This window comes from Pseudoalteromonas sp. S2755 (assembly GCF_005886535.1).
GTDB lineage: Bacteria > Pseudomonadota > Gammaproteobacteria > Enterobacterales > Alteromonadaceae > Pseudoalteromonas.
In genome coordinates this window covers 1-19,344 of record NZ_PNDS01000125.1, presented here as the reverse complement: position 1 = coordinate 19,344, position 19,344 = coordinate 1, and the positions used below count along the sequence as shown (strand labels likewise).

The 19,344-nt window shown below is 42.3% G+C and carries 13 protein-coding genes; 5 read left to right on the top strand and 8 right to left on the bottom strand.

Going from position 1 to position 19,344, the window contains the following annotated elements; all coding sequences use genetic code 11:
* Positions 1–204: 204 nt before the first annotated feature.
* The 5 genes from recD to CWC03_RS18295 all read right to left on the bottom strand — a co-directional run bounded on the left by recD (position 205) and on the right by CWC03_RS18295 (position 11,364).
* Complete coding sequence (recD, locus tag CWC03_RS18315) at positions 205–2,088, bottom strand: exodeoxyribonuclease V subunit alpha (protein WP_138583100.1); 1,884 nt, start codon at positions 2,086–2,088, stop codon at positions 205–207.
* Positions 2,085–5,621, bottom strand: a complete 3,537-nt coding sequence (gene recB, locus CWC03_RS18310; protein WP_138583099.1) for an exodeoxyribonuclease V subunit beta — start codon at positions 5,619–5,621, stop codon at positions 2,085–2,087. Before recB ends, recD begins: the two co-directional genes overlap by 4 nt.
* A complete protein-coding gene (gene recC / locus CWC03_RS18305) occupies positions 5,608–8,865 on the bottom strand; it encodes an exodeoxyribonuclease V subunit gamma (RefSeq protein ID WP_171040280.1) in 3,258 nt (1,085 codons plus the stop codon). Before recC ends, recB begins: the two co-directional genes overlap by 14 nt.
* Positions 8,866–8,991: 126 nt before the next feature.
* Positions 8,992–10,017 (bottom strand): GGDEF domain-containing protein, encoded by a 1,026-nt coding sequence (locus tag CWC03_RS18300; protein ID WP_138583097.1) that lies wholly within the window; start codon positions 10,015–10,017, stop codon positions 8,992–8,994.
* 306 nt (positions 10,018–10,323) lie between these two features.
* Positions 10,324–11,364, bottom strand: a complete 1,041-nt coding sequence (locus CWC03_RS18295; protein ID WP_138583096.1) for an alkene reductase — start codon at positions 11,362–11,364, stop codon at positions 10,324–10,326.
* 155 nt (positions 11,365–11,519) lie between these two features.
* Here CWC03_RS18295 and CWC03_RS18290 point away from each other — a divergent pair, with 155 nt between their 5' ends.
* Positions 11,520–12,098, top strand: a complete 579-nt coding sequence (locus tag CWC03_RS18290; protein ID WP_138583095.1) for a TetR/AcrR family transcriptional regulator — start codon at positions 11,520–11,522, stop codon at positions 12,096–12,098.
* Here CWC03_RS18290 and CWC03_RS18285 read toward each other — a convergent pair.
* The 3 genes from CWC03_RS18285 to CWC03_RS18275 all read right to left on the bottom strand — a co-directional run bounded on the left by CWC03_RS18285 (position 12,095) and on the right by CWC03_RS18275 (position 14,043).
* Entirely contained in the window at positions 12,095–12,910 is an 816-nt protein-coding gene (locus tag CWC03_RS18285; RefSeq protein ID WP_138583094.1) for a transporter substrate-binding domain-containing protein, read from the bottom strand. The genes CWC03_RS18290 and CWC03_RS18285 overlap by 4 nt on opposite strands.
* Before the next feature lie 323 nt (positions 12,911–13,233).
* The gene (locus CWC03_RS23810; protein WP_249314074.1) at positions 13,234–13,446 is read right to left on the bottom strand and encodes a hypothetical protein; all 213 of its coding nucleotides are present in this window, start codon (positions 13,444–13,446) and stop codon (positions 13,234–13,236) included.
* A gap of 81 nt (positions 13,447–13,527) precedes the next feature.
* Complete coding sequence (locus CWC03_RS18275) at positions 13,528–14,043, bottom strand: hypothetical protein (RefSeq protein WP_138583093.1); 516 nt, start codon at positions 14,041–14,043, stop codon at positions 13,528–13,530.
* A gap of 513 nt (positions 14,044–14,556) precedes the next feature.
* Here CWC03_RS18275 and CWC03_RS18270 point away from each other — a divergent pair.
* The 4 genes from CWC03_RS18270 (at position 14,557) to CWC03_RS18250 (ending at position 19,030) form a co-directional block, all read left to right on the top strand.
* Positions 14,557–15,234, top strand: a complete 678-nt coding sequence (locus CWC03_RS18270) for a hypothetical protein (protein WP_138583092.1) — start codon at positions 14,557–14,559, stop codon at positions 15,232–15,234.
* Positions 15,235–15,370: 136 nt separating this feature from the next.
* Positions 15,371–16,252 carry a helix-turn-helix domain-containing protein gene (locus tag CWC03_RS18265; protein WP_138583091.1) on the top strand — a complete coding sequence of 294 codons (882 nt, stop codon included), beginning with the start codon at positions 15,371–15,373 and terminating at the stop codon, positions 16,250–16,252.
* Between the two features lie 90 nt (positions 16,253–16,342).
* Positions 16,343–16,633, top strand: coding sequence for a putative quinol monooxygenase (locus CWC03_RS18260; RefSeq protein WP_128728396.1), 291 nt, complete (start codon positions 16,343–16,345; stop codon positions 16,631–16,633).
* Positions 16,634–17,674: 1,041 nt separating this feature from the next.
* Entirely contained in the window at positions 17,675–19,030 is a 1,356-nt protein-coding gene (locus tag CWC03_RS18250) for a hypothetical protein (RefSeq protein ID WP_138583090.1), read from the top strand.
* Positions 19,031–19,344 lie beyond the last annotated feature (314 nt).

Sequence of the window (19,344 nt, the reverse complement as noted above, 5' to 3'; positions counted from 1 at the left end):
GCAGGACGCGGAAGCGGTGTTTTCCCTAAAACTTGCTGGCTAGACAAGGAAAAAACTAAGTTGTGCTTTAGCAACAATGAGTTGGAACATTCCTTATCCAAACCTCAGGTTAAATAACCACATTTAGAAATGTACTAAGCTTCAAATTCGCCTATGTTCTAACATCATATTATTCTGAGGTTAGAACATAGGATTAGCATGTTTTTAGTTCTTAAACGCAAGCCTATCTCTAAGTCCACTACTGCGACTTACACTTCGATTCATACCCTGCACTAATACTTTATATTGCGCCACCAATTCAAACTGCTGTTTAGCTCGGGTGATCCCAGTATAAATAAGCTGGCGATTTATCCCCTGCTGCGCACGTTGAATGGGTGGTAATATCATTGCCGTGTAAGCAAACTCAGAGCCTTGCGATTTGTGTATAGTCATCACGTACACTCTATCAAAGCTCGGCAATCTGGCAGGATAAAAGCGCCTAATGCTGCCCTGTTCATCAATAAATGATGCCTGTAGCTCACCCTGTTCATCGCGTAAAATGATCCCGATATCGCCATTAAACAGTTTCAACTGGTAATCGTTTTGGGTGATCATAATGGGCATACCAACGTAAAAGCGCCCTGTCGGTTGCACTAATCCCATTTGACTAAGCTTAAGCTCTATTCTGCGATTTAACTCGTTCACACCGTAAGGGCCTTCTCTCACGGCCGCAAGCAATTGATAACTGGCAAACTCGCTATGAATTATGGCCTCACTCTCACCATGATGAATGGCAAGCAGGTATCGTTGGTATTGCTCCGCCGCTCTGGCAATTAGGGCATTGTAGGTTTCACTATTTAATTCATGATGCTGTATATCGCTATAACCTTGCCCCAGCACGCTGTCTAATTGCCGCTTATTGTTACTATTTACGGCAAATGCTAACTGACCAATCCCACTTCGACTGTCAAAACGGTGACTTTTTTGCAAAAATGCCAGATTATCTTCCAACATAAAGTCAGCGCTGGTATCACTCGATTCAGGCAAGTTTTGTTTACTCAACTCAGCTAACTTTGCTTTTAGTGCCTGACTGTAATGTGGTGCTTGCCCAAGCGTTAAGTTTTCACATAAGTCGCTAAGTACGTTACCGGTATCTACCGATGCGAGCTGATCTTTATCGCCGAGCAAAATAAGCCGTGCATGTTTTGGTAGGGCATCCACCAGCTTCGCCATAAGCGATAAGTCCACCATGGATGCTTCGTCAACAATCAGTACATCAACATGCAGCGGGTTGTCTTGATTGTGACGATAGTGAACGCTATTAGGGATAACGCCTAGCAAGCGATGAATAGTTTGCGCCTGCTCTGGCAGTAAATCAGCAAGCGCTGGCGACAGATTTAACTTCGCTTTCGCACCGATAATTGACTCACTGAGCCTCGCAGCCGCTTTGCCAGTTGGCGCAACTAGCTTGATGGTCAACGGCGCACTGTTATAAAGCGATTGTAAAATCGCAAGCAGTTTTGTGACCGTCGTGGTTTTTCCCGTACCTGGACCACCCGTGATGACACAAAATCGCTTAATGATAGCAAGTGTACAAGCCACTTTTTGCCAATCAATGTCTTCTTCACTGGCTGGAAAAAACGACGCCAACAGTGCACTCAGTTTTGCTTCATCCAGCGTAACATCGGCTTTTGCCAACATTTCAAAGTGTCCCGCAAGCCTTGCTTCATAATTTGCTAATCTCGCCAAGTAGAGCTTATTACCGTATAGCCGAAGCGGCTTATCTTCACCGATTGCAGGATGCTGTGCGAGCGCAGCAACGGCTATACCCGAGCTTGAAAATGGCGACAACTCTATAGATTCATCCGCAACCGCGTAGCTGAGCTCAAACGGATCCTGGTAATTAATACCGTCTAGCTCTAAACAACTATGCTGACGTCCATGAGCGATTAATAATAGTAAAAATACATAGAAGTGATCGTCATAGCCTTTCTGATTCAACAAGTTAGCTAGCGCAATATCGGCTTTTCCGACTCGTTTGTGTTCAAGCAATAACGCTATAAAGCTATGATGATCGAATGCCTCAAAGTCCATGCTTAGCTGGCTCATACAGACTCCTCAAATAATGCATCCAGCGCCAACACTTGCTCTACACTTAACTGATTGAAGAAAATTCCCTGATTGTCCGGTAATGCACGTAAGAACAAGTAATAGTTCCCACCTAAATGCTGCTCAGGGTTATAGTCCGCAAGGCGCTGCTTTAACAAGCGGTGAAGTGCCACGGTATAAATCATATACTGCAAATGATACTGATGAGACGACATCGCGGCATTAAGGTTATCGTAGTGATAATCTTCTGGGCTATCACCAAGGTAGTTGGACTTGTAATCGAGAACAAAAAACTGCCCTTGCCACTTGAAGATTAAGTCGATAAACCCCTTCAGCATGCCTTCCACATCATCAAAGTTTAAAAACGACTTTTGCCCAGTGATATCACTGAGGATCTTGTTCAGCTTAACCGCACTGAGTGGTTTTAGCGGCAAATAAAATTCCATTTCAACAATGCAGTCGTCTGGTGGCAAGACACCAAGTTGTAAATGAGGATGTGGCGCAAGAGGTGCAGCCAAGCAACTTGTTATCCAACGCTCAGCGGTCTCTTGCCATTCGGTCGCAATACCAAACTTATCCAAAGATTTCGTGACCGCTTCGGTCAGCGTAAACTTATCTTCGTTTTTAGGGGAATGTGGTGCGGTAAAATCTATGAGCTCAAAGATTTCGTGCAAACAGCTACCTGGCTTGGCGCCCTTAGGAAATGTATATGAGGTTTTTTCCCGCTCTTGACGCTGCTCAGGTAAGTCCAATAAATGGTTTTCGTCCACGGCCCCAGCTGGTTTATCACCATGATGCGTGTGATAGCTTAGCTGGCTAAAGCTTGTAGTACGCCAATGGCGTTCAATCTGACCGCTGAAGGCTTTCGCGGACAAAGCTAGAGGCTTGTCTTCATGCGATATGTTTACCGCTTGCTGTGGTGCGGTGATTTCATCTACTCTTACGCACTCCATTGCCGCATGTGCTTTACATAACTCGCTTAGGGCACTTTGCCAAGCCTCAGCACTGTCGAAGGTTTCCGTGCCAAACAAGGCAAACCCTAAAGCCGTTTTGTGCAGCGCAGACTTTTTACTGCGCCCTTGTTGAATATCGTAAAGCCCAAGCTCGCAATAATGCACCGCACGCGTCAGCGCAACGTAAAGTAAGCGAATATCCTCAGCCAGTCGTTCTTGCTCTGCTTTTTCTTTGGCGTCGTCACTGGCTTCAAGATCGACAACCAGCTTATCTCCTTGATGATAAACTAACGTATCAGGTTCACGAAACCCAAGCGCAAATGGCATAAAGACAATCGGATACTCCAAACCTTTTGATGCGTGCATGGTCACAATTTTCACCAGATTGGCATCACTCTCTAAGCGAATTTGGCTGCTGTCACTCTGGGCGTTATTTAGCTGCGATAAAAACCAACGTAACACACGACCCGTGCCATCAAGCTCTAATTGCTTATGCTGTAAAAGCTCAGCCAAATGACGGAAATCAGTAAGCCAACGCTCCACTTCCATTCCCTGCTGCTGCCAAATCACTGGCAGCTCACAAGTTATCAATAAGTGTTCCAGCATCGCCATCGCACCAGAGCGATACCAAAGCTGTGTTAACTCACTAAATAACTGCAAATAACCTTGCCACAGCTGCTCATTAAACTGCAAGTCATACAGCGCTTGGTTGTTTAAATAAAATAATGGTCCCGCAAGCACGCCTCTGAGCGCAGCTTCGTCGTAGCTCCCGTGCAGTACATCAAGCAGTTGATACAAGGCAATTGCTAGCGGCTGCCTAAATACACTATCTCTGGCAAGGTACACACTGGCAATATCGAGTTGATTTAAGGCTCGTTTTATCAAGCTCGCTTCTATGCGGTCGCGAACTAACACACAGATATCCGCTGGCACAACTGGGTTTTCGCCAATCTTCGCAATCCCCGACTGCCCTTGCTCGATAAGCGCTGCAACTCGACCGGCGAACGCCTGACTTAGCCGCGCTTGCGCGGCGCTTTTGTTAAGCGCTTCATCCTCATTTGGTAATACACTGAAGCGCAGAGCTGACGACTTTTTAGACGCGATAGTAAATTGCGCATCCTCGGCTTTACCTTGCGCGCTTACCTCAACGAAAGGGATATCTTTGTTGTAGATAAAGCTATTGGGATGGCGAGTAAATATCGTATTCACTGCGGCAACCACGTCACTATCGGAGCGATAATTGGTTGCAAGCGTATACTGCCTGTCTTGCGCAACTCCTTGCTTTGCACCGATATAAGTAAAAATATCCGCTCCACGAAAGCCGTAAATGGCTTGTTTTGGGTCGCCTATCAAAGTTAATGCGGTATTTTCCTTTGCGTAAACTCGGCTGAAGATCCCATATTGAATGGGATCAGTATCCTGAAACTCATCTATCATGGCAACCGGATATTGCTGTGCAATTTTTTCGGCTAAGCGCTCACCACTATCGCCCATCAGCGCTTGATGCAGCTGCTTAAGTAAATCATCGGGAGAGATCAAACCATATTCTTCTTTATGGGCGTGAAGCAAAGCTCTTACCTCGTTCACCGCTTGTTGCACCAGCGCGATTTTAAGCCCACTCCCGACTAATTGATGAAGCTCAGCTAGGGTATCAAAATGACGAATGAGCTCATGCTCCAGCGGCGTAGTATTCTTTTTATAGTGAGCAACATCGGCAAGGCTTTCACTGCCCCAAAGTCCAAAGGAATGATTACTGCTACCAAACTCAAACCACCACTGCTCACTGTTGACATAATCCTCCAGAGCTTGAAGATTAGCTTTTCGCCCAGGTGCCCGATTGCCTGCCAGACCCGATTTTTTCAACACATTGATGTAGTCAGCTTTGACTATTTCGGCCTTTAGCCACAGTGCTAATGTTTGGTATTTTTCACGTGCGGCAAACACTGCATCTAAGGAAACAGAGGGTTTAATTTCGGCATTTTCTCTTGCTAATAACGGTCTAACTTGCTTCGCCAGTGCATAAGGCGTGGCAAATTGCTCTATCACAGCCTGTGTTTTTTCTGTGTCTAGCGGGTAGACAAAACGTCGCCAATGATCTGCCATCGCGGCGTCAATCAACTCGCTCTCGTCAAGAATAAACTCGAGGTTAAATGCTACCTTAGACTCAAAAGCGTGCTGCTTCAGCATTCTTTGGCAAAAGCCATGAATGGTGAATATCGCGGCCTCATCCATTGACTTAGCAGCTGCATCAAGGAGATCAAAGGCGCGCTTTTTATCTTCAACTTGCGCCAAAATGGCATTGATCAGTTCATCCTTACAGACTTCGCCTAATAGCACGTCTCGAGCTTGAATAATGCGTTTTCTCACTCGGTCTTTGATCTCTTGTGTTGCCGCTTCTGTGAAAGTTACCACTAAGATTTGTTCAACGCTTAACGGCTCATGTTGCTGATCAGAAGTACGCAAACCGAGTAAATAGCGCAGATATAAACCGGTGATGGTGTAGGTTTTCCCCGTACCCGCACTGGCTTCAATTAGGTTTTGGCCACTTAGAGGCATAGTAATGGGATTAAGCATCTCCATGGCGTACCTCCTCAGCGGCATCAAGAATAGGTGTTAACAAAGTAAGGCTAAGTTCACAAAAACGCGCTTCATGAGCTGACAAATCGCTAAAGCATAGTTGAACATAGGGATCTTCACCTTCTCCTCGACCAACATATTGCGGCTTGAATTTATTTACGGCCTTTTTAATATCCTGTGTCTTGGCATATTCCATGCTGGAACTTGGGAAAAATGCCACTGGTTCGCTCAGCGCTTGCTTATAAAAAGCTAGCCACTGCTCCAAATATTGCAGAGCTTGTGGCTGAGAAATAGCGGCAAAGTGCACGCTTTGATCTAGCCCAACAATATAAGTAGTGACTTCATGCCCCATTACACAGGCTGCGCAGTGATGTAAAAACCCTTTAATCAAATCTTTGGCTTTAATACTAGCGCTACGATAATACACTTGTCTGTTTTCATACACACAATCAAGCCAGCCGAGCAGTATATGCTCTGCAACACCTAGCTTTAGCTCTAGAGGCTCCTTTGGTTCATTAAGTAACGGGGTCAATACATTAACCATAGGTTCAACGCGAGTAAGCAGCCCCTCAAGTTGTAGTTTGCCAATGTTTGCTTGTGGCAGCGAGCCTCGTTGTAATATTTGTTCAAAATTTAAGGGCTGTTGTTGTAACTGAGCATCCAGCACTTCATCTAAATATTGATAGCGTTCCAATGCATCTAATGCAAAAGGTTCTTCATCAAGTGTTAACGCTTCTATTGGTTTGAGTTTAATGCCCAGCGTTTGCTGATAAAATAACTTTTGCGGCTCGCAAACGCCGCGCAGCAAATCGCTAAACTCAATTTCTGCGTCTAAAACTGGTGCTAACGGCTTTATCTCATCAGCTTGCGCCGCTCTATGCTGCCAAAGCCAAGTACGATTATAGCTCTGTAGTGAACCCACCTTAAAATGTTCGGGATTAAAAGGTTGTAAAGGCAGTTGTGAAGTTAATCGAGTAACAAGCGACTGCTTTGGCATATCTTCGAAGTAAAAGCTGCGATCTAGATATTCAGTCAATTCGCTGACTAGAACAGATGGCACTTGGGCTTCGTTGTTAAAGCAAGAGCGGCCAATATAACTGATATACAAATTTTCTCGAGCACTGAGTAAGGCTTCTAAGAACAAGTATCTGTCATCTAGTTTTCGTGAGCGATCACCTTTACGTCTCGTGGAGTGGGCGACTAAATCAAAACCGATAGGTTGCACGGTACGAGGATAGTCCGCATCATTTAGGCCTAGCATACACACCACTTTAAATGGAATAGCACGCATCGGCATCAGCGTACAAAAGTTTACCGATCCGGCTAGAAAGCGCTGCCCAACCCCTTTTTCTCTAACGCCTTGCTTGACCAAATACGCTAAGATTTTTGCTGAGACTGGCGCTTGAATATCGCCATTTTGATGGTGTTTTTCGATGTTCTCTATAATTTGCTCAAGCTTAAGTAAATCCCAACTCTGTTCAGACTCTGACGAGTAAAATAGCGCCATGGCTTCACGTAGAATTGCTGCGAAAGTCGTTAAGGTCTTTTCACTACTGAGTTGCCGCTTTAACCAAATCAGCGCATCGACAAAGCCGATAAGCTTGTTAAGTACTGCCACCGACATACCTTCAACTTCATCAGCTGGATAAATGGATGCAAACGGCGTCTGTTCGTCATTCGTTGCTACTCCTAAGAGCAAACGGTTGAGTCCATGCTGCCACGTATTTAATGGTATTTTTGGCAAGCCATATTCGCTCTTATGGCTATCATTTAAGCCCCATTTAACACTGACCTGATCGAGCCAATAGCGAATTAAGTCAAACTCATGGCTTTCAAGATTAAACTGTTCGGCGATCGGTGCGACGCCCAACAAGTCGAGAATATCTGACACACAAAAACGGTTATTGGGTAGGTCTGTTAACGTCACAAAAGACGTTAAAATAGGCCGCTCTTGCTCAATTGCAAGATCGGAAATCGCATAGGGGATCCGCAGGTTGTCTTCACTGCTGTCAAACACCGCTTTAATAAATGGCGAATAGGTGCCCACATCAGGCATCATGACAATAATGTCTTTAGGCGTCAGGCTTGGATTTTGTTCAAACAGATTGAGTAAATAATCATGAAGCCGTTCGACCTCACGCAGTGGCGTGTGGCAATCCTGAAAAATGATACTGGTATCATCAGCCATAATGGGTAATTTACCCGATTCAGATACAAACCAATTTGGATCCGCAGTTAACGACTCACCTTTAAATGCCAACTGGTAGATCTCTTGCTGTACTTGGCCAAGCAAGCTGTCATCAAACGCGTCATCAAATCCATCAATCCAACTGGCATCAAGCTGCAATAATTGTTCAAAATAGTCACGCCCGAGCTTTCCCCACGAAGAAAGGAGTGGATTGCCAATGTAATAATACTCGCCGTCTTTCGCTTCGAGCTCTGGCATCTTGGCATATTTTGCAGCGACTTTAGCTTGAGTCTTCTCATCGACTAAATCTCCCCAGTAGTGTTCACTGGGGTTAAAAAAGAATAAAAATACACTTGTTTTTTCGCCAAGCGCTTGAAAAATATCAAGCTGACTGGTCGATATGGCTGACAGTCCGAATATACAGATCCGCTCGGGAAGCTTGCCTTCTGGTGCATCAGCCAGCCCTTGCAGTAACTTGTTGTGCATGTTTCCTCGGTGATATGGACTTTGTTCAAGCACTTCAACATGACGGACTAAACGACGCCAGAGATCAGGCTGCCAAGGGGCAATGGCTTCAACATCCACATCGTTCAGCGTATCTTGACCCTGCTCCCAAAGTTCAATCCACTGGGGCCGATACATTAAGTATTGGTCAAAAACGTCGGCAATTTTTTCACACAACGCAAAAAGTTTTATTCCTGACGGGTCGTCACCTAAATAGTGCTTAAGCGCAATATATTGAGGATTATCAATGCAGCCAGGCAATAGCGTAAATAGTTTCCAAGTCATATTGCCTTTATTAAAAGCGGACTCCTTGGGAACATCATCAATGAAATTTTGGTATAGCTTCCAAATGAAGCTAGATGGTAATGGAAAATCGACCTGTGCACTGATCCCTAAGTGTTGACTCATGCCTAGTTTGAGCCATTCAGACATACCAGGAGACTGTACTAACACCACTTCCTTTGCAAAAGGGTTAGCGAGCGGTGCTGATTTTATGAGTGTGCAGAGTTGCGCCTGCAAGATTTCCATTCGATTCGATTGGATGATGTGTAACATATTGTCTGCCATGCAGTTTAACGCTGTGTTAAGTGTATCTGAATCTCCTTGCAAGCGGTAGTTATTGAGGTTATTGCGAGTGTGCTTGAGTAGAAAAGCGACAATAGCCGCCTTTCAGATAAGTTATTAAAACAAATCTATATCAGAGCTCTCTTCCGGCGCTTCAATTTTATGCTCAGACAGCAACGCTTCATAAAAACAAAGCATATCGCGACCGTTATCTTTTGCGTAATAAAGTGCCTTATCGGCATTTTCAAGCACAGTGATGGGGAAATCATATGGACTAATGCGAGACATTCCGACACTGACGGTGAGCTTTTTTACGAATGGGAAGTGGGTATTTCGTACCAGCTCCATAAACTCGTCCATCTTAGCTTTTATCGAATCGTAATCGGTTGGCTCAAAGACCAGTACAAATTCTTCGCCACCGAAGCGAAACAATAAGTCTGTGGAGCGAAAAAACTGACGCATACGTTGAGCTAATAATAACAAGACTTCATCACCACACACATGTCCATAGTTATCGTTTACTTTCTTGAAGTGATCAATATCCATGATAGCAAGCCATGAAGTTGCACCTTTATGCACCGAGCGCACATCACCATGCCATACCGTTTTGTGTTGTTTGATCACTTGCTTTTCGATCAGTTGTTTTAAGCGCTTTTCAAAGGTTTGACGATTGAGTAACCCGGTGAGCTTATCACGCTCGTTTTCGTGAAGAATAGTGAGATAATTTTCAAAAATGCGGCAAAATGCATTAAGTAGTACTTGATCTGCACTCGACAACCCAGTACTGATAACCGCTATTGCACCAACAGGCCTGTCTAGAAGGCTGATTGGCACCCAACGATGCTCGGTGCCATCTTTCGCTTGTACCGTAATGATACAAGCTGACTGTAAGCAAGAAATTAATTCTTTATCAGGTTCCTTGATCAGGCTTCTTTCCTCCCAATCAAACTCCTTTTCAGATAGCTTTCTCAGTAACAAGCTTCTCTCTATTGCGATCTCTCCAGGCACGAGCAGATCTTTATAAACAGCGACCTCTTTACATCCTATGAACTCTTGAATAGTAGACACCAAGCTGTATTCAAGGGAATCAACGTCTCTTGTTTTTGTTATTTTAATAACGGAATTAAGTAAATCTTCTTGCATGTTCGACGCACTCACAACTGCATTGCTGGCATATTATTACACACTTGGCGAACAAATAAACTCCAAAGTACTCCTTTATTCCTATCAATATTAAAAAATAAGCTACAATCCAGTTGATTATTAATTAGCAAATACTTAAGGGTTAAACACTTAACTGCTCTCAAGCTTAATTGATAAAAATGACAACTTTCGCATCAAAAGTTTTCGCTTTACCACTGACACCTACTTTAAGCTTATGCAATGTACAAAAAAAATGCCAAACTTACGTGTTTGGCATTGCTATAAAACCATACTTATGGATTGGTTTTAGACTAACGTTGCAAGCATAGACTCATCGTACTCTTTCACGGCTTGGCCTGCTTGTACCTTTTCAACATAATCAGGATTAGCAATAAACGGCCTACCAATCGCCAATAAATCAAACTGTTGATTTTGGATAGCCTCAGCACCTGACTCTGCCGTGTAGCTCCCCACACCAACTAACGTACCTTTATAGATATCACGCAAATAGGCTGAGGCACTGCCGCCCAAATAGTCAAATTCCATCGAATCGTCGAAAATACCTACGTGCAAATATGCCAAGTTACGACTGTTTAACGCTTTAATTAGGTAATCAAATACCGCTCTGTCTCTTTGGTCACCATCCATATTAAAGTAAGCCCCTGGAGATACTCTCAGCCCCACCCTATCGGCACCAATGCGCTCAGCAACAGCATCTGTCACTTCCAAAGCGAAACGGCTCATATTTTCTGGTGTTTGACCATACTCATCGGTACGCTGATTCGCGGCATGATGTAAAAACTGATCAATTAAATACCCATTAGCACCGTGAATTTCAACACCATCAAAACCTGCCTCAATCGCGTTTGTTGCCGCTTGGGCATAATCGGCAACGAGTTGTGCGATTTCTTCCTGAGTTACCGCTTTTGGCGTTTGATAGGTGAGTTCACGCATTCTTGGAACCGTCCCCTCAATTCCAATAGCCGACGGTGCTAAAACTTCTCCACCAAAGAAGTATGGATGGGCTACACGTCCAACGTGCCACAACTGCGCAAACATTTTGCCACCTTCAGCGTGCACAGCATCTGTTACTTTTTTCCACCCTGTAATCTGTGCCTGTGTAAATAAACCTGGGGTATTCGGGTAGCCTTGTCCGTCAGGACGAATAATTGTCGCTTCACTAATGATTAATCCTGCTTTGGCTCGCTTAGCGTAGTACTTCACCATGTCATCGGTAGGCACTAGATCGTCGTCTGCCATACAGCGCGTCAATGGCGCCATCAAGATGCGATTATTGAGTGATATCGTGTTATTTAGCTTAACATTTTCAAAAAGTACCTGTGGCATGCGTGTCTCTCCATATTTGAATATACATTCAAAATAGGGATTCTTGAATCATTATTCAAGTTAAACCTTTACATTTTTTTCATTGTTATCAAAAATAGGGGTGAAGTATTGGTATAATGGCGCGTTTAAACACATTTGGTGCACTTAGGAAATCGATGAGAACAGCAGAGTTTGATAGAGAAACCGTACTGAGAAATGCCATGCAAGCATTTATGACTTATGGCTACAACAAAACCAGTATGCCCAAACTGACCGAAGTCACTGGACTCCATCCGGGTTCTATCTACTGTGCGTTCAAAAATAAAAAAGGTTTGCTATTAGCCGCCATAGATCAATATCAAGCAGACCGACGAGTGCATTATCAAAAGCTGTTCGAAAACAGCACCAGCCTTCGCTGTGCACTTGAGCGATTCTTACAAGATCTTGTCGGTGAGTGTTTAGGCGACGAGTCAAAAAAAGTGTGTTTGCTCACCAAAACGCTTAATGAAATCGGCGAGCAAGATGCTGACATTCAAACAGCACTGAGTACTAACTTAAGCCAGTTTGAATCACTGATCAGGCAACAGTTTTTAATAGCTTGGCCCGATAGTGAAGCATTAAGTGAAGATGAAGCCACTAAGAGGGCCCGTTTCTTTATTATGTCTGTATATGGTATTCGAACTTATGCAGCGACGCAGTGCGACAGCTCACACCTAAATGCGCTGGCGGATAGGTTATTGGAAGTCTCTGTTTAAAGCCGAGGGTTTTGCGCTTGGCTAAATTGCTGTTTAAACGTATCGTGTAAACTCTTGTCTATGTATTCGAGATGCCAGTTAATAAAGCGCTCGTCCAACGTCAAGCCCGCCAATACAGAATTAACCGCAGCTAAAAACCCGCGTGTAACGGGTGTATCCCGACAAGCGATATGCCCAGTAATAAATGGAGCAAAACCACTAACTGCAATTGGTACGGGTTTTTCTGATGCGTCCTTCGCGTGGTATGCAATAACCGAGGGATATTCAAGCAACAACTCAAAGCGCTTGCTCATCAACATAGAATACATTTGTGCTTCGTTTTCGCTGCCTTCTTTCACGTAGAGCTGATCTGCCAGCGTCTGCTGTATCATGGCATCGGCAATATCACCATATGAGCGCTCTTTTTCTACGCCCAACAACCATTTGGGATGACTCGTTAACAATGCCTCTAGGTTTTGCTCGGTTTGTGTAGACAACAATTGCACTGAAGGTGCAGCAAAAACTTGCAACCCCAAAAAATAAGTGGTCGGCTCTGAAAATAGCAATGTTTTACTGCGCGCTTTATTCACAACTAAGTTTCTAACGCACTCCCCTTCACCTCCTGCAATATTTTTAAGCGCACGGTCAACACTGGCATCAGACTGTGTAATCTCAAACTGAGTTAATTGGCTTTGCAGATAGGAAAATACACGGCTTTCGGTTTGAACACCTTGAGAAGGGTTATTGTAAATTGTGATTGCTTGCGGCTGGGGCTGAGCGATTGAATAGCTACAACAAAATAACAAACCAATTAGTATGCCAAGTCTATTCATTGATACGTCCTTTTATTTCCCGTTGAAACGTGCCACAAGCCGTTTGATATATAACGTAGAGTATACAACGAGAACAAGCCCAAGATAAATGAATCACTGAAATTGATATCTACGGATACTTTTCACACAACACTGTTACTTTCGATATTTTTCGTACAGAGAGTCAATTGAGTATTCAAATAGCGCTTTTATATGACTTTTAGCCTCTGGAATCGAGACAAGCTCAAAATCGAGGGAAGTTGATTTACCACCAAATAGTCCAAAAGCAGCTGGCTTAGACACAACATCCAAAGTTAGTAATCCGCGATTATTTTCTATTGGTGTCAATTGGTAAGACGCGTACTTACCGCCTTCATTTCCAAGTATAAAAAGAACCCACCACCTTCCCCAAGTGCCTCAAACAATTCCAATTCTTTGTCCCAAGGGTAATGATCAATAACATCGCAAGCTTCACGATAAGAACGTAGTTCTTTTTCATAATTGATGAGCTTTGTGCCACCGTCACGATGTTGGTAATAGACTTTAACTCGTCTCATTAAACTTTCCTTATCCACTAACATCACATTTTTGAGAATTTGCTGGCGTAGAAAAACCTTTAGCAGCTTAGTTGACATACTCTACATTTGCGCTGCAAATACGTCATGTATTTTCTCTTGCGTTAGCTGGTTGAAATCACCGTCATGATAGTTTTCGACATATTCAATAAAGGCGCTTGGAGTGGTAGTAATAGCTGACAGAAGCCAGCTCATGCCGTCATCTTCATCATTATTAAACTCTACTGCTCCTTGAGACCAAGTCGCTTCATTATCAAGTCGCCACATGCAAAATGTGACCTCTTCTATTTCGAAAGCCTCGTCATTCAGTACTTCCAACAGCTTTGTTGGCGCTCCCTCGTACATACCCGGCCATACACCGTACTCTTCTTGAGCATGAGGGCTAACTTCCGATCCATGATCGAACCCCTTGATAAGGATCGACTCGTCTTTGATCACGACAACAATATTGTCGCCGCCCCCATTTTCGTAAGTCGCGATATCAATACCAAAAACCCAATTTTCGGTATAAGTAAAACAGCGCAAATGCTCATCATCTGAGATTTCAATATCTAATGCCGCGCTGGCCTTAAGAGCCAACTTTAATTCCTTATTTGATATTTTGTTGAGTTCCATCTTTTTTCTCTATGTTGGAGGTAAGTTATTGAGCGCTTCATTGTAGTTTCGAGATTTCATAACTCCAACTTTTCCTGAATTTTTTCAAAAAATACCGAGTGTCGCATAGACTCTACTAAAATTAAATTAAAAACAATTAGTTACAACCATCCATAACCCAGAGTTGTATTTGTCTGCACTAATTAAAATAGCCTGTATTACGCTATGCTCTGGTATTACTGCTCCTTTAAGGCTTAGCTGCCAAACACGTGGTACTCCCTTTGCCAAAACCGGTTGTCATTTGCTCTATCACACATCAAGTTATATAAATGGTCAACTAAAGTCGCTCATAATTCTTGATAGTAATGACCACCTTTCATTTGTTAGCATTAGTCGCAACATGCGAGGAATGTTATTTCGCTTTTAGTGAAAATGTTAGCACCGACCTACTTTTTATACAGAAAAAATTAATACGCGTTAGTTTTACAAGGAGACTAGGTGAAAATACTTAAATTTATTTTGATCCTTTTGTGCATTACCACTTTTTTATCTATTTTCATTTTTAACAAGGAGGCACTTGCATGCGAAATTACACCGCTTATGGGATTTAAAGAAACTTACCCAGAAATTTATGCTGATGACTCCATGAAAAAAACAGAGCAAGGAAATTTTATTGAATTGGTGCAAAAAGCAAAAAAAAGAGTTGATGAAGCTTTTGGTAAAATGAGCTCCAATCCAAGGTATATTGTGTCCAAAAACTCAACATACTGGAAATTTGGTTTCAACCCAACAGGGATGGCGCGAAGTTCATTATTTAGGGAGTGTGTGTTTATTGGCCCCAAAGGCATTAATATTGATGTGATTGCACACGAGACAGCACATGCAGAGGTGTTCCATAGAGCTAACTTTTTTACTAAAAATTTTAAAATGAAACCTTGGCTACTTGAAGGCTCGGGTACTTATGTAGACTACAGGCATCCACTACTACTAGAGAACATAAATATTGATAGTTCAAAAGTAAATCAAGTAATGGAATTATCAGACTTTTCTCCTCGAGAAATTTGGGCTTATCAAGCATCAAGAGTCGCATTTGAAAAAATTGATCCTAAAAAACTCTACGAAGGCATAGATAGATTAAATTCAGGTGAAAGCTTTGATGCCGTGTTTGCAAAGTAAAGCTAAGCGATACTTAAATAAAGTGCATCAAAGCGACCCTTTAACACTTTTCGCTACAATTTTAGCTAACTTTTATCTGTCAATTATGCAGACGTAAACTTTAAGCCTATCTGAAAACTTAGCGGCTTTTATAAAAATGAAAACAATTTTTGAACATACTCAATCTAGTGTTTTAGTGCTTCCTCAAGCTCTATTTGCGATCAAAGATGTGGCTGTTGTTAGTCATCATAAAAACTCTGTTATTTTTTATAAAAGTCTTGAGCGGGACTTGGTAAACGTTGAGTTTTACATCAATACACCATGTTTGATATATATTGAAAGCGGACGTGAGGTAATTACAAACCGTGACAACGACACGATGGAGTTGAAGGCAGGAAGCGCAATATTTCTCCCTCAAGGGCTAAAACTACAATCTGATTTCGTTAAAGAAACGGAGTCCTTAAAAGCTTACTTGGTATTTTTTGATGACAGTGTTGTTGTGGATTATTTGAGTAAACTTAAAAAGCCCTTAGATTGCCCCAATAGCGCGCCAACCTTTTGCTTGTTGGAAGGTTGTAATGACTTCAGCGCTTTTTTTGATTCAATTATAGGTGATATAAAATCACCTTCTTATTTAAACATTAAGCTGCAAGAGCTACTCCACCTTATTTCTTGGAAAGACAACCAAGCCATTTTTCATTCCGTACTATCCTCAAAAAGGTGCATCCCTCCTCGGCGAAACCTTATTCGACTACTAGAAACGCTTGATGTACTTCATCTCACTGTTGGTGATTTAGCGCATTTATCAGGGAGAAGTCTTTCTAGCTTTAATCGTGATTTCAAAGCGACTTACAAAGTTACACCACAAAAATGGTTGCGAGAAAAAAAACTATCTCAGGCTAAAATATTGTTAGTAGAAAAAGAGCTGTCTGTGACGCAAGTTGCTTTGACAATGGGCTATGAAAATGTGTCAGCCTTTATCAAAGCATTCAAGCTTCAGTATGGTATAACTCCAAAACAAATAAAACGATGTAAATGACGGAAAATCGTTAGTTTTGACATTCCTTGGGTAGTTGGTGCTCGGCAGGTTAGATAGTCTGAGTGAAGATAACCATAAGGAGTAAAACAGATGAGTGTAAGAGTTACCCTAAACTGCCAAGTAAAGCCTGAGCAATTTCAAGCCCTACTTCCCTTTTTAGAACACAACTTGCCCAACGTTAGAGGTTTTAAAGGAAATTTGCAGGTTAGCGTTTTATATGACGAAGAAAATGATGAAATGCTTTTGGATGAGGAGTGGCTAACGGTAGAAAGTCATCTAGCATATTTGAATTTCATTAATAATAACGGTGTATTGGAAAAACTGAGTTCATTTCTCAGTGCACCACCTGATATTAAGTATTTTAACAAGATAGAAGTTTAGTTATCCCCAAAAATCGTTTGAGGAACACTAAGCTACTTTTTAAGTAAGATTTATAAGACTATAAAATGTGGCTCGTTATGTAAGCTAATATTTGACATGAACTAGGTTATAAAATTAGTAAATAATTGAATATTTGATCACTGTCAAATTGCATATAGAGCCCAATGTAACATTTTGTCTAATATTTTGGACAAAGCAGCATTAGCTGATGCAAAGAAACTAAAGCGACAACTCTATGCTGCTATCTAATCAAATTTACATGGAAAACATGATGAACAGTTGGATATTTTTTGCAGGTATCATCGCGCTATTGACGTCACTTATACATATCTTTGCAGGTCAACTAGACCCTATTAGACCACTGCTTAAAAGTGACCTACCTGATATAGGTAAAGCTACTCTCTTAAGTTGCTGGCATCTAGTGTCAACTATTTTGGTTCTTTCCGGAGTCTCCTTAACTATTATTGGCTGGTACGACTTAAACTCATTTCACCATTTAGTCATCGGGATCTCGATTTGCTTCATTATATTTTTTATCGTTTTTATATCAGTTGGCTGGTATTTTTTTAAGTTACAAACGTTCATTAAATTACCGCAATGGATTCTATTATTGCCAATTGGCATTTTGGGGAGTATCGGTATCATGTAAAGACATCAAACCAAGCCAATGATCATAAAGCTATCCCCCGTAGTTGGAAATAGTGATGGGTTTCATATTCCATCAGCTCAGCTGGCAGACTTACTTTGGTATCGCCACGTCCGAGAGCTTTTCAGAATAAACTTCCAGAGCAGCTGAACTATGCTACTTTCGAGCTTATAGTAAAACCTTAACAAAAATGCAGAAGCTTCTCCTAATGCTTCGAGGGATTTGGCTATGTCTAATGCCTAAGTGCGAATGTTTTAGCACCGCTAATATATCAGTTAGTCCCAACGATTATAGAAGCAAATAGGAAGAACAGTATTTATTTCTACTATTTTACCAACAAACTCTTACTTAACACCTATATAAGAAAGGGTTAACAAACCACAGGGACAGACAATATGGATATATCAGATACCCGATGGCGCACTAAAACCAAAGCTTCACCTGCTACCTCATATCGTTTGAATACGGTCACCAAGCAGAGCAATACACTTACTACACAGGTGTCTGTTTCTTCATTGGCGGTGAGACTAAAAGAAGCACAACAGGCAATTGACTCAGCCCGTTTAAATCAGCAATCATTTCTACAGAATAACAACGTTTTAACGTGGCTATCGCAAAGAAAGCAAGAAGAGATTAATTCGGCTAAGAGGGAGTTTGAGCAACTGTCCAAACCTCAATTGGAGATTATTGCAATGGATCCCAGTAACACCTTTTCAAAGGCAGAAAAGGCTGCTGCTTACGAAAAGTGGCATGCGCTTGATCAACGAGCGTTGTCTGAGCTGAAGCGGAACGCCCTCAATGATGATAATGCAATGACATCATTTGAAGCTGCGCTATACACACATAGCCAGACATTCTCAGAACTCGGTAAAGCTATGCTCCCTGATGATTATCTTTCGCAAGCACAGTCACACTTTGAGTCAGCGCTTCAAGGCGTGAATTTATCAGCGCATACTATGAACAATCAAGCCACGCAGTACTATAGGCTAATGGTTACAGACCTGTTTGCCGGCAATGAACCAAAAGTGCACAATGGCGCTGAAGGGATGTCTTCACACAACTTAGAACGCAGCAACTATGACTTTTTGACTCAAAAAGACCGATTTATGCTAGCTGATCTATATCAATATGCAGATCAAAATGACATAGATTTCGAATATATTCAAAAGCTTGCTAATGACATAGGAAACTACCGACGACATGGTGATGGCAAATTACTCAGTAATTTCAACGAGGGACATTTTAATACCGAAGGCCAAAAGCTTACCGTCGGATTTACGCAAAGAGATCAAGCCTCTATAGATAGCCTGATGAATAATGGTGCACTATCTTCCAGCACTCTGGACGCGGGCTTTGTATCTTTTATCACAGACCCTGGCCTTGGCGCACTCTCTCACCAAGGAAGCTACCAGTTTCTGGCACATATAGCAGAGGTAACTGCCGGTATTGCGACCAGTGACTCAGCAACGCAATTTAAAACATTCACCGAGGCAAGTAGCATCAACGAGCGCTATGTCATGACCCAATCTGAAGAAAGTATTTCCCTCCCAGAACCGGATGTGACATGCAAAAACGGGGTCTGTGAGGTAACCGAAAAAGGACGGAAAAATGGCGTAACCTTAACGCAAAATACTCAAATGCTCGCACCGCCTATTGAGTTCAAGCCCGCTCAATTTGATACCCTACTCCACCTACAAAGCGACCCCAATACTAAGAAATCAGTCTGGTTCAAATGGCTTTTAGAAAAGTAATTTTTAAACTTAAAGTGGGCGTTTCGTATTTTTTGTAAATAAGATAGCGAAACTCGCTCAACCTCATGTTCGTTTAGCTTTATATCGCTGAGATATTTAAGTCGAGTTATACCAGTTGTATTAAGTAAATGATCTATCTTGAAGCGGGGAAATAGCTTTAGTAGCACCGCTCTCGCGTCCTGCTACCGCTAAGGTACCTATATCCATATAGGCAAGGCAAAAATTTTGCTATTTAGTTGTTCTAAATGAGAAATTTATAACGCAGTTAGCGTCAGATTTGATCCTTCATATTTAGCAAGTATTAAGACTAATTG